This is a genomic window from Colwellia sp. BRX8-4 (assembly GCF_014077345.1).
GTDB lineage: Bacteria > Pseudomonadota > Gammaproteobacteria > Enterobacterales > Alteromonadaceae > Colwellia_A.
Genome location: NZ_JACGVS010000013.1, coordinates 18742 through 32361, shown reverse-complemented (window position 1 = coordinate 32361; position 13620 = coordinate 18742). Strand labels below are relative to the sequence as shown.

8 protein-coding genes and 2 pseudogenes are annotated in these 13620 nt (G+C 33.3%); 4 read left to right on the top strand and 6 right to left on the bottom strand.

What is annotated here, in order from left to right:
• Nucleotides 1-24 precede the first annotated feature (24 nt).
• From H4J56_RS12005 to H4J56_RS19730, 3 genes and pseudogenes are all read left to right on the top strand, one after another.
• Nucleotides 25-2982: a hypothetical protein gene (locus tag H4J56_RS12005; protein ID WP_182259387.1), complete on the top strand. Its 2958-nt coding sequence runs from the start codon at nucleotides 25-27 to the stop codon at nucleotides 2980-2982.
• A pseudogene (locus tag H4J56_RS20010) lies at nucleotides 2969-3277 on the top strand (VanZ family protein); the annotation flags it as partial. The gene H4J56_RS12005 and the pseudogene H4J56_RS20010, both read left to right, overlap by 14 nt.
• A gap of 141 nt (nucleotides 3278-3418) precedes the next feature.
• Nucleotides 3419-3901, top strand: coding sequence for a hypothetical protein (locus tag H4J56_RS19730; RefSeq protein WP_259368189.1), 483 nt, complete (start codon nucleotides 3419-3421; stop codon nucleotides 3899-3901).
• A gap of 236 nt (nucleotides 3902-4137) precedes the next feature.
• On the opposite strand, the gene H4J56_RS11995 is transcribed toward H4J56_RS19730, so the two are convergent.
• The 4 genes and pseudogenes from H4J56_RS11995 to H4J56_RS11980 form a co-directional block, all read right to left on the bottom strand.
• On the bottom strand, nucleotides 4138-6039 hold the full coding sequence (locus H4J56_RS11995) for an acyltransferase family protein (protein WP_182259385.1): 1902 nt from the start codon (nucleotides 6037-6039) through the stop codon (nucleotides 4138-4140).
• A gap of 82 nt (nucleotides 6040-6121) precedes the next feature.
• A pseudogene (locus tag H4J56_RS11990) lies at nucleotides 6122-7660 on the bottom strand (IS3 family transposase).
• A 347-nt stretch (nucleotides 7661-8007) separates the two neighbouring features.
• Nucleotides 8008-9189, bottom strand: a complete 1182-nt coding sequence (locus H4J56_RS11985) for a glycosyltransferase family 4 protein (protein WP_182259384.1) — start codon at nucleotides 9187-9189, stop codon at nucleotides 8008-8010.
• Nucleotides 9179-10336: a glycosyltransferase gene (locus H4J56_RS11980; protein WP_182259383.1), complete on the bottom strand. Its 1158-nt coding sequence runs from the start codon at nucleotides 10334-10336 to the stop codon at nucleotides 9179-9181. The genes H4J56_RS11985 and H4J56_RS11980 overlap by 11 nt, the downstream gene beginning before the upstream one ends.
• A 155-nt stretch (nucleotides 10337-10491) precedes the next feature.
• On the opposite strand from H4J56_RS11980, the gene H4J56_RS11975 reads away from it, so the two are divergent.
• A complete protein-coding gene (locus H4J56_RS11975) occupies nucleotides 10492-11793 on the top strand; it encodes an O-antigen ligase (protein WP_182259382.1) in 1302 nt (433 codons plus the stop codon).
• Between the two features lie 39 nt (nucleotides 11794-11832).
• On the opposite strand, the gene H4J56_RS11970 is transcribed toward H4J56_RS11975, so the two are convergent.
• A complete protein-coding gene (locus H4J56_RS11970; protein WP_182259381.1) occupies nucleotides 11833-12741 on the bottom strand; it encodes an ATP-grasp fold amidoligase family protein in 909 nt (302 codons plus the stop codon).
• A 43-nt stretch (nucleotides 12742-12784) separates the two neighbouring features.
• Nucleotides 12785-13609, bottom strand: coding sequence for a sulfotransferase domain-containing protein (locus H4J56_RS11965; protein WP_182259380.1), 825 nt, complete (start codon nucleotides 13607-13609; stop codon nucleotides 12785-12787).
• Between the last annotated feature and the right edge of the window lie 11 nt (nucleotides 13610-13620).

Below are 13620 nucleotides of genomic sequence, written 5' to 3'. Positions count from 1 at the left end.
GAATATATCAAGGGAGTAATAAATATGAGAGCGTCTATTATCAGTGTGTGGTGCATAATATTAATAAACTTCTTTGTAATGGCGTGTAATGATAACCTAACGTCAACGAAGAAAAGCTTAATAAAAGCTAAAAACGTTCAAAAAACATCTAACCTAAAGTCAACTTTAAAGGTATGGCATCGAGATTCTCACCCCAGGGTTCTATTAGATAAAGAGCGCTTACAATTAGTCATTCATCGAATGTATGGCTACAATGCACGTGAACCTTTCTCTGGATGGTTTAATCTTTTAAAAACAAGTGAAGATAATGGAAATGAAGTAGATTTAGTATCATTATCTCTCATTTATCAGTCCACGAAAAATCCTATCTACAAGAAAAAATTCCTCGATAGACTTCCAAAAACAGGTGTTCCTAACCTAACTGAGCTGTATGCGATTGACATAATGTTCGATGATTTAGCCGATGAGACCAAACATTTAATTATGCGTCGTGTAGCCGATAGTAAAAATCCATGGTATAGCTCCTCTATCCAAGAATCCCAAGGAAAAAAGAGAGCAAAGTGGGGTTATCACGACGCTTATAAAGTAGCACCCGCGTTTGCTTACGCTGCGATTTTTATAGATACTGAGCTTGAAATAAATAAAGATAAAACGATCTTCCCTTTCGATGCAAAGAACTACCTTGAGGTGGTTGATCAACAACTTTCAGCAGATGGTCATTTTCAGAATATAGAAAACCGAATATCGGGTGATCCAAAATTTAATGGAGCCCTACCAGGTAAGAAAGGTGGAATGTATGATAATACAGGCTATGACTCATCCGAAGAAGCATCAAGCATTTATCTATTTCTCCAGCACTATGTATTGACAGGCCAAGATAAATACCAAAATGCAATGCATGAAAAGTATAGAGCAGATTTTTATCAACATTTATTAGTACCATTTACACAAAGAGACATAAAAAGAACTCAGTGGTGTCGGAAAGCTGAGACGTCTTACCGCACCACGGCACAAATTTGGAATACACAAACAAGTTCAGTTTCACAACCTAATAAAAATACAACAGCTGTCACTGCATTTCTTTATCAAGATCCGAAGATGCAATACTTTGTCAAAAATGGCATTCAAAAAGAGTTATGTGGCGCTCCATACAATGGGTTATTTTGGGAGTTAATCTATTATGATGACACGCTAACCTATTCACCTCCCAAGGATCAATTAGAAACGTCAGCATATTTTAGTGGCCCAGGTATTGTTACTATGCGTTCTAGCTGGGACAAAGATGCAACGTTTGGTGTATTTATGGCTGGGGAAGGTATTAGTAGAAGATACGAAGATGCAAATTCATTTCTAATTAGTCGAAAAACAGAGGTCATCCCTCATGGCGGTGCTAGAATTAGATTTAATGAGGATAATATGAATCATTTCTGGTACCACATAAGGTCTGCATCAAAAAACACGCTAAAAATAATAGATCCTAATGAAAGTTATGACATATTAACAGATGGCTCGATTGGGCCAATATATTCAGGGACGAAATTGGTTTCAACTGACAATCTAGGTGGCCAAATATTTGAAACAATTCCTTCATCTAAAAACGGTTGTTACAATGTATATCAAAGATGTAATAAAGGAAAAACACGTAATGGCGATGCATTTCCTCTTGGTATATACGAAACAGCAAACATCATTAAATATGAACATAAAGAAGGGAGTTACACTTATTCTGTAGGCGATGCCAGCGCAGCCTATAGTAAAAAAGTTGAATATTTTGAACGCGAATTTTTATTTATTAATCCTGATATTTTTGTCATATTTGATCGTGTGAAATCAATTAACCCAAGTTTTAAAAAAATATGGACAATTCATACCGTTGACCAGCCTGTTGTTAATTCGCCCTATACTCATAGAGCTATGGGTTTATCTCGTTATAAAGACTTCAAAACAGCTAGTATTTCACATCCTAAAAATCACACTTACATAGACACATTATTACCTAAACAGAACATTGCTACTATTCGTGGTGGTGACACCACTTTAATTTTAAAAGATAAGCTTGAAAGCATCAGACCGGTAGATTTAGATATTCCAAGGTGGTTAGAAGTCTTTGTATTAGGTAATGATACAATAGGCTCATTGATTATCACTGGGGAAACGAAAAACGAAAAGAATAGCAGAGAAGTAATTACTTTCGATGGAAAAAAGCAAACCTATGCGAAAGGAAATCCGACGTATATCACCCGTAATCGTTTACATGATGAAAAGGCCCTATGGAAAGAAAACCAATGGCAAGGTTATCAACTAACTTACATGTATAGTCAAGAGAGCTACACTACAATTATTCAAGGAAACTCTAAAAATGAATTGTTTGGTGAATTTATACCTACAGCAAGTTATAAATATTCAATTGAAAGACCTTTTGCAAATACCTATAAACATTGGAAAAAAATTAATAAAATTACAACAAATGACATGGACATTAATGAAATTAGGGTCACTGTACCTCATTACTTTGACACGGTTGATTCAACAGGTCATTTACACTCATTTGCCCCTCATACCGACTTCATAGATGATAAGTACCAAAAAGAACCTAATATAGGGCAATGGACAATGGATATTCAAGCGAGCGAACCTAAATTACTAGACAACTTTGCTCACGTCATTTCTCTTAAAGATCCAAATGATAAAAAACCTAAGACAGCTTTAGTCGAGAGTTCAAATGCTTTTGGAATCGTCGTAAATAATTATTTAGCCATATTTTCGAAGGATAATACACAAATAGAAAATTTAACAATGGAACTCAATGATACAACCGAAGAAATATTAATCATAAACCTAATTCCTAATGCACTATATAACTATAAATTTGACAAAAAAGGAGATAAAAAATTAATGCTTAGCTTAGGTATTAATCATAATACATCAGGAAACAACAAGTCTTCACCTATGGGCCTTATCAAGCTAAATGTTGACCAATAAGGCAGCGAATATAAACAACCTCATATATTTTTTGCTAATTATAGGGATATTCTTATTATTTTTCGTCGACGGACCAACAACTTACCACAATAAAGTATTATTATTATTTTGGAATAATGGACATATTCTTTTTTTCGCTAGTTTGACCACTATATTCCACTCAAAGTTTGATAATAACTTTAGGTTTTCCCCTTATATATTATCGTTTATTATTCCTATTATATTCGGCGTTATTATAGAGTTAATACAGAGTAAAATAGGTAGAAACGTTGATTGGAACGATGTATACCTTGGTTTCTTGGGCGCGTTACTTATAAACTCCTGTTACTTTGTTAAAAGAAAGGCTAATGCCACTTCATTAATATTATTACTCATTCCTATTATTTTAATTATAGGACAACAAAAGTCGTTATTTTCCGCCATTAAAATGGAATACTTGATCAATGCTAGATTACCTGTTCTAGCCGCTTTCGATTCAGATGATGATTTGAATAACTGGACGGGTGAATCACTATCGATTTTAAAAATAGATCAAATCAGTTCAGGTAAGGTACTAAAAGCTACACTGATAGCAAATCAACAATATACGAACTTGACCTTAAATAATTTTCACAAGGACTGGGAGGGGTATCATACTCTTAATATTTCAGTATATTTAGAAGGTAATGACAATGTTAAATTATGCATAAAAATAACCGATATGATTAATGACATAGGTAACCAAACCTATGACGATCGTTTTAACTATTGCACCTTATTAACACCTAAAACAAATAATATTGTTATTCCGGTAAATGATATTAGAACATCTCCTGAGTTAAGATATTTAGATATTACAAACCTGAGTCAAATAACATTTTTTGCTATGAATTTATTGTCAAATAAAACAGTTTATATTAGGGCGATAGAACTGCAGTAATTGTAAAAGTAATAAGGGTAAATACCTTAAAGGTTATCGACTAATTGTAAACGTCTGGCGAAGTGCAACTAGCCTTGCTTGAAGTTCCAAGGTAGCAGATGAGTAAGGCTATCAGACTTGTTAGCAAGTTCATCTAGACAAACTTGTAAGTAGTTGTCGACCAGCAAACCGTTGGTTTTTACAGTTACGATAATGCTATAGAGTATTGCGCTAGCGGATTCACTTATTCTTGTAATCTACAAATAGCTAATAATTTCTTTTGCTATTGGTAATGCCCCTAAAACGGATAAATGATCATCATCAAAATAGAGCGGAACACCATGTCTTACAGACCAACAATAGTATTTATCACAATTGTATCCTGAAGGATCTATAAATTTAATATTATTTGAATATTTTGTTTCACTAAAATAATTTAAAATAAATTCATTTCTTTTTAGATAATAATCTTTGCTAGTTCCTATGATGTTATTAACATCTTCTCCCTGTCTATAACTTATCCTTAATAGTGTATTTATTGGGCTACCTAATTCTGGTATAGGTTTAATAATGAATACATTTTTTTTGTTTTTTGACATTATTTCAATTAACTGGGCTAAAGAGTCGATCATTTCTTTTCTTTTTAAGTTATCTTTAGAGTTTATTTGAGGAAGGTTTGGGTAACTAGATAATTGATCCCCAAATAAAGCAGCACTATATCTATAACCGATTACAATATTTTCGATTTTCTGATCATTTAATATGCTATCAACAGAATCATTTGTCCATCTGGCACAATTACTAACTTCTTTATTCTGTTTAAAAGATGGAGTACAACCAGAAAAGCTAAAATGCTTAATACCTTGTCCTATTTTATCTAATTCTTGCGCTAAGGCATATGCAAGTTCCACCGTATGACTATCCCCAATAACAGCCAAACGAACATCACCATTAAAATAAGTACATGCATTGCTTGGCTCAGTATAATTATCACCACCAGTATGACATTTAGTTCTATAAGGGCTTGGAGCTATATTTTTTGTAATCGGTAAAAGTTTATCAGAAGAAATAGCAATAGCACCATCAGTATGATGCACATAAAATGATACCCCAGCAATAAAATAAATCATTAATACAGGAGCGCATTTATAGGTAATGTGTTTATAACTAAATAAATTATTAAATTGAATTTTTTCAATAAATCGATAACTTAAGTAACCTAAAAATACAGACAGAAACATCCCGATTATTATCCAATAATCTGGTAAGGAGTAATAATAGATAAATACAACTAAAGGCCAATGCCATAAATAGATTGAATATGACCAAGTCCCTATTTTCTGAAAAATGTAATTTCCAGTAAAAAAACTATTTTCGTTTTGAGACTGGATAATTAAATAAGCTCCAAATACAGGAAAAAAGGCTAAATAGCCTGGCCATGGTGTAGATTGTGAAATAAAAAAATAAGACCCTAATATCAATAAAATTCCGATTATTTCTGCACGTTTTTTACTTTGTCCTACAAATGTTAAGGGATATAGGTACGCAACGCCTCCAAGTAACATCTCCCAAATACGAGATGGCAGTAGATAATACGCACCCGATGGCCATTTATAAGTAAAGTATATGCACAAGATGAAGCTTGTGATTGTGCCAATCAAAATTAGTAACTTCAAATATTTTATTGAGATTAATTTATGTAATAAAAATAAGACTAACGGATAAATAATATAAAATTGCCATTCAACAGATAGTGACCAAGTGTGTAGTAACCATTTGTCATGAGAAGCCGAATCAAAATAACCAGACTCTGACCAATAAAGTATATTAGAAAAAAAACCTATACTACCAACTACGTGCTTCCCTAATTCTTTATATTCGTTTGGGGTTAATATGATCATTCCCATTAATAACAAAAAAATACAAAGTAAAGCCAACGCAGGAATAATTCGATTAGCCCTAGCTACATAAAACTTAAGGACTGAAAAATCATTCAACTCTAAACTTCTGAAAATAATGCCAGTCATTAGAAATCCAGAAATGACGAAGAATACATCTACACCAGCAAATCCACCTTCCATCCATGTTGGTTTAAAATGAAAAATAACGACTGCAATTACAGCCAAAGCTCTTAATCCATTAATATCTTTTCTAAACATATGTGATTCTCTTGACTGCCTAACTGTTTCATAAATACTAATTCATTTACGGTGTTTTTCAAGACAGTTGTCGCCTAAATTGTTAAGCAGCTTCTTTGTGTTGCTCTGGATTTAACTCCACAGCGCCTATTGGCTGCCAGTTTCGCTCTTCTTTTGACCATCGCTCTGGATGTTCATTTCTTTTTGTCTGATATAACACTTTTCGCTTCGCTAGTATCTCAACATCCAGACCATCATGTCTCTGGCATGGCGTCACAAACTTGATCCTGCTATGGCGATGCTCATTGTTGTACCAATAAACAAATTCTTTTACCCATTTCCTAGCTTCATCTAACGATTTAAAACCTTCGCTAGGCCAACGAGGATGATACTTTACCGTTCTAAACAGTGATTCTGAGTACGGATTATCGTTACTTACCCTTGGCCGACTACGTGAGGTAACAACACCTAAATCGTACATCTTAGCTCGCATCGTCAAGCTCTTCATCGGTGCCCCATTATCAGAGTGCAACACTACGTCTTTCTTCAAGCATTTCTCTGCCCAAACACTACGTTCTAGTAGTGCTGCCGCTTGCTCACCTGTTTCGTTGTAGTGAACTTCCCAGCCGACTACTTTACGACTGTATATATCTTCAATCATGTACAGGTAATAGTGTTGACCTATTACCGCTGTAGGCATGTAACTGATATCCCAACTCCACACTTCATTCTTCTTTTTAGCGGTATAACTTGTTGGTCTTTTATGGATGTTTCTTGGCTTAGCTTTACCTCGGTGGTGCAGCATATTCTCAGCATGCAATACACGATAAAAGCTCGACTCAGAAGCGATATATTCACCTCTGTCAGCGAGTATCGGTACAATTTGGCTTGGCGGTAATGAAGCAAACTCTTCGCTGTTACAAACATCAATCACTGCTTGTATTTCAGCTTCACTCAGTTTGTTCCCAGGCTCTGGCCTAATGGCTGTGGGTCTTTTATCTTCACCAATAGCACCATCAATACGCCAACGTTGTAGCGTTCGAGTTGAGAAACCAATAACTTCACAGGCCTTATCTTGTCTCGCTCCCGACGCTACAGCGGTACTGACCAACTGTGCATGCTTTTGCCTATCGGTCAGCGAAATTAGCTGTCCTCTTTTTCCTTCCAATAGGCATCGAACTTTTTTCCTAATACAAGCAATGCGGCAGTCTCTGCTAAGGCTTTTTCTTTTCTGCGTAACTCACGTTCTAACGCTTTAATACGATTTTTGTCAGACTTTTGCTCAGGTAGTCTTTACTCTTTTTACCTGTTTAGTCATTGTATTTCCTGCGATACAAGCGAGTTTCCATCCTTTGATTTGTTCAGGATACAAACCTTTCACTCGACAATACTCACTTAACTCAATTTCCGATAGTGTGGCTGTTTCCAACACAACTGAAAATTTTTCCTCACTTGACCACTTATCTGATGAACTTACTTTTGTCACGCTTAAACCTGAGGTATTAAATTGCTTTTGCCAACTATACAGGGTTGAGATGTTTATGCCTTCTTGCGTTGCAAACTTTCTAACTGATAAACCACTTTGACTGAGCTTGCTTAATATTGTTTCTTTAAATTGACTTGAATACCTTTGATAATCCACTTAATTAAACTTACCGCCCTCTGTTTATTTATAAAATTAATTGAGGCGACAACTATCCTGACACAGGGGGTTTAGCTGGGTTTATTCATTTAAACATATTAGCTTTGTTTAAAGTCACCACGAAGAAGATCAGTAACTGACCATAAAAAGGCTACTGTAGAAGAAAAATTGTCTGACATAGATGTTTACCCTGAAATAGTTAAGTTTTCCGTCACTTTTGGCTCCTGCTAATAGTTACTGTGGCAGTAACTTAAGAAAATTATTTCAATTCAGGTTAATTTATCACACTACTGGAAGTTATAAAGTTGTACATAATCTAATACAGTGTCTTTGTATCGTATACTTAATCAGTCACTCTCACATATAACGCTATCCACATATACATCTTGATACATATCAGCGACTGCCGCCAACCTAAAATGTTTATGCGCTCGGGCCATTCCTTTTAGGCCAAACTCTTTCATTTTGTCATTATCCGTTAATAGCCCATTAATTCTATCTTCAAGCTCTCTCTGATTTTTGACTATATATCCTGTTTCCTCGTTAACAACAGTATCGTAACCGACACCATCCATTTCGGTAACAATACAAGGTAATTGGCATGCCATAGCTTCAATAATTACGTTACCAAAACCTTCTTTTTTCGAGGGAAAAACAAAAAGATCAGAAGCCTTTAAATAAAATTCCACATTATCAACAGGCCCAATAAAGTGAACATTCCCCAATTCTTTAGCTATCAACTGCATTTCATTAGCAAAGCTATTAAAGTTATTTCCACCAAAATCAAATGGACCCACAAGTACTAATGAAACATCATTATGTAATGATTGAATATTTTTCCAAACAGCTAATAACTCTCTAACTCCTTTTCTCTCAATTATTGCCCCTACAAATATTGCAATTCGATGATCAGTAGGAATGCCAAAATCTTGCTTAATTTTCTTATTTTCGTTCAAAGAATCTGTAGGAAAGAAAACTTTTTCGTTAACTCCTTGAGGAATTTGTACGATTTTTTTATCTGGAAGTCCAAAATTTTTACAAGCAGTTGTTAATGGCGAAGAGATAGTGATAAAGGTATCAATCATTTTAAAAAGGTTTTTTCTAATACTTTGAAATTTGAAAGAGCCAATACATGAATCTGGATCATCAACTCCGATCAAGACCATTTGCATAATTAGATTTTTGTTAAATATTTTTGAAAATAATCCAAATAAACCAAACCGATCAAAAAATCCGTGAATATGAATAACTTCATAGCCTTCTTTTTTTTGCCATAAATATTTAATTGCTTGTAAAGAGTATGTCAAAAAGTTAATTTTTCCATTTTTTACGCAATCAAGCCTAATCACCTTAATGTTTTCTAATATCTCTTCTTCTTTAACATCTTCGCTTTGCTTTGTTGTCAAGACTGTAAATTTATAACCTTTTCTCTCTAAAAAAGGAGCAAGCTTTTGTAAGTAGATACCATGACCTGTATAAAGTGGATAAAACTCCGGAGCTATCCATATAATATGTTTTTCAGGCTTCATTAAACTTTAGTCCTTTTTTTATATGTCCAATTACGTGCTCTATTTTTTGATCCCACGAATGCTTAATGCCTGCATTTTTTCGTTCATTGACATTTTCGACACTATTTTCGCTAACGAGAAGGCAAAGTGCCTCCTTAAACTCTTCTTTGTTATTCACAATTGAAATTAAGTGCTTAAATTCGTCCACACCTGCAGTATTTGTTGTTACCACGGCCTTACCTAAAAACAAATAATCATATATCTTAATTGGGTCATTGCCTTTAGTGTGTTCGTTAACTTTGTTTGGAATGATGCACACATCAAACTCATTAAGCACATCTGCTAATTCTATATAGGGCACAGGCTCTCTATAATGAATGTTTTTTGGTCCATAAGAAATACCCAATGGATCGTCAGAAACTTTGGGACCGATAAAGACAAAATCAAACTCAGGAAGATTTCTAGCACAAAAATGAATCAATTCTCTATCTAACCTATCTTCAACTAACCATCCTGAATAACCAATTACAGGCCGACATTTGTCGGAGACTGAAGCTACACTTTCATCGACTTCATTCTGAAACATTGCCATGTTGGTCGCATTTCTAACACAGTGGCTATTTTCATTTATTTCTTTTGCTCTGGACGTTAAAGAATCATTAACAGCAAAAACAATATCTGAGTGATTAATAATTTTATTTATATTATTTTGCACGCTTGAAACTGAATCGTTACCATAGGCAAATTGTGCAAAGTCATCTGACCAATCAAAAATAGTCAAAGTTGCCGCATCCATTAATTGCGCTAAACCAGAATCAAGCTCCATTGGTTTATTTATTAAAAGTAAATATGGATTACAAGTGTATTTCTTAATTATATTTTGAGTTATCTTTTCTGTATATTTTGATAATTTAGGTAAGTAGAGCGGTGTATACACTGTAGTTTCAATGTTAACCTTTCTAGGAATGACATAGTTCCAATATGCCTTCCTAAGAGGGGAAAATTCCTTCTGGGGATTTGACAATGAATTTGAAAACCAAATACTTGGATTAATAAAAAGAACTTTATCTATAAAGTCTTCCTGTTGAAGATAATTCACAATTATTTGATTGCGTTTCCAAAAGCTACTCCAAGGGTTATACCCAAAGCAAATTAAATTATATTTCATTATAAAAAAGATTAACTACTGTTCAAAATGATATAGTATAAAAATTAACACCATTAATAAACTTAATTATTTTAAAAGCTACATCATAAACCGAAATTTACTTTATGTAATTTATTTAACATAATCTCATATTAACAACCTCTATATTAAAACTAATGAAATCAACCTTATCAAAATCTCATATCAATGGACCTAAAGCCTCAATATTAAGTTATATTACAGGATTTTATATCTTTTCTTTTTATATGGAATTAGCCTTACGTTTTCCTATTTTACAATCTATAAGATATCATTTTACCTTTGGATTATTTTTATGTGGCGCATGCTTGCTTAAATTTATGGATGATAAGAAAACGTCCTCTAATAATCTACTTCGTTCGAAATCGGTTAATATTGCCTACTTGCTTATTGCTTTATTAGGCCTTTATACCGTTTTTTCATACGCTAGAGATATATCTTTTGTTATATACACAGATCGAGTTGTTAAGTTTGCCCTCCTTTCTTTTTTAATTACTGTTTCTGTAGATAATATAAAAGATCTAAAAGTCATTATGTTTTTTATGTTATTAGCTTGGTTTAAATTAGGTTCAGAAGGCCTAATAGGGTGGTATACAGGAGGATTAGTATGGCAAAACCAGGGGATTATGAGGTTACACGGAGCCGCTCCATATCTTGAGCACCCGAATTCATTTAGCGGATTTGCACTTGGATGCTTACCTTTTTGTATTTTATTGCTTAAAAAAAATGAGAGTTTATTACAAAAAATTATATTTTCAACAATGATTGTCTTTTCATTAATAATTATATTGTATACAGGCTCAAGAACAGGATATATGGCCTTATTATTTATATCTTTATATGTTTTCTTCAAAATGGATAGAAACAAATGTAAAATTGGAATTCTATCTGGTATTTTAATGCTCGCATTAGCTCCATCGATACCAGATCAATATGTAGAAAGGTTTAATTCTTCCTTTACAGGAAAAGAAGCTGAAGGGGACTCTAGCGGTACTCGAACAATCATTATAAAAGACGCTTTTGGTGTATTTGCTAACTATCCTTTAGGAGTAGGCGTTCAAGCTTTCCCCACAGTCAGAATGGATATGTATGGTAGGTTTCAAGACACACATAACCTTTACCTTGAAATTTTAACCAACACCGGCCTTGTTGGACTTATTGTGTTTTTCTTATTTATTAAACGTTTGCTTGCTTTAATCAAATTAAATAGATACAAAGCTACGACTTCGACAGACCTTTCTAATGCGGATAAGTCCTACTTAGACAACTTAAGTCATGCAATAGCCTTATTTATAATAATAAGGTTATTTTTGGGGTTATTTGGTATGGATTTATATGAACCCTATTGGTGGATAGCGTTAGGCTATGCTCTGGCTATAAATAATATTGTAGACAAAGGAACAATAACAAATTCTAATATAGTCGCTAGAAAAATGTAAGAATTTATCGCTTAACTTTTATATTGCAACCCAAATTCATCATTTAGTCAGTAAATCTAATTCTTTACCCCATGCTAAATCTATATCTATTGTTTCAAAAGCCAAATAACCACTTCCTGGTGTGAATGTTAATTCACCAAAGAATATTTTATTTTCAACATTATACAGGTCAACCCTTGTATATAAAAATGGTGCAGATAGGTCCTTCGCGATACGTAACATTTCATTTAGGTTATCTGGCTTTGGAATTTCATTTCCTTTTTCCTTTTTCCACTTAAAATCTAAAAAATTCCAATCGACATCGTACATTGATCTTTTATGTTCATTAAAGCGTGATGTATCAATTTGTATGAACTTTGGTACACCATGGAAACAATGTATTTTAATGTCTTCCGGGATCTCACCATTTGCAGTAAGCAAGAGCTTTTCAACAAGTACTCTCGGAGTAATATCTCGGTATTGTACCTCCCTATTCAAGTGATAAAAATTTTGCCTGAGTTGGAAGCGAAGATGTTTTTTTGTATTTTCTAGATCATGCTTTCTCTTATCTTTTATAATAAAAACGTTACCACTAGAATGGTTAACCTTTAAAATACAAGGAAAATCGGGAAGAACCTCTTCTATTACTTTGCTTAAATCTTTTGTTTGAAAAACAAGAGGTATCAAGTATTTAATACCGACTGTATTTCCAACATATTCTCTTACTAGATATTTATCTGCGTATATCCCCTTAGAGTCATTCATGTAATTCAATTTTATCCATTGAATTTTTTCATTGAAAGTTTTCGGGTTAGACAAATTAGGAAAAAAACCAAATGTTCGAAAAAACCTTATTTTTATCACCATATAATCGACAGTTATATTGTAATAAAAAATATAAAAAAATTTTAGTATCCTATTAGCAAGTGTGTATTCTCGGTATATGTGATCAACTATTTTTTTATACATAATTTCTCTTTAAATAAAATGATTAAAGTGAGCTCAAACCAAGTTAAATAGAATAACCTTTACTTATCAGTAGTGATTTGAAATTACTAGACATCTCCTTGGCATTAAAATCAACTACATTAATTTTTTCTTCTTTTTTCAAATTCTTTTTAACACCTACCATTGTGGATACTTCCTCAAAATCTACGCCAATAAAGCAGCACAATTTTTCAATTTGTTTCCGATCATTTAATTCTTTTGTTTCAAGTTCAAACCATTTAACTTGTGGGAATAATAATTTACACTTTTTAGTTCTAGATTCAATCTCATACCAGTACCATAAGCACTTATAAAAATCATGACTAAACTCCCCTTCTAAATCTAACAATTCTGGAATGTTAATTTCATTATCAGCTCTTGATGGAGAAAGTAAATAGTTTTTACCTCTCTCGCTTTTTCCAGGGATTGAATTGATGGAATAGAATGATAGCGCGACCTCGCAACAAGGTCTTATGAGATGAATTAACTTCAATTTATCCCTATTAAAACTATTCAAGATTAGATCATAAAAATTCTTGATAAATAGATGATTAGTTTCTATATAAATTCGATTATTTTGCGCTGCTCTTTTTATGTAAATACTTTTTTTCTTATAAATTGAAAGTTTTTTCCCCGCATTCTCTTCAATTTCAAAATTGGTCATTATAGGGTAAGGCTCATGTGTACTGATACAATCACTTACTTCCGAAAACAAATGAGTTAGAGATAAGGACCCACTTCTGCCTGTGGTAGCAACAAAGACATATGTATCAACATCTTTAGTTTTATATTGTAGATATAAATCATTTAACAACTGAGTTACCCCACTATACTTAATCAATTCTTTCAATTTGAACTCCT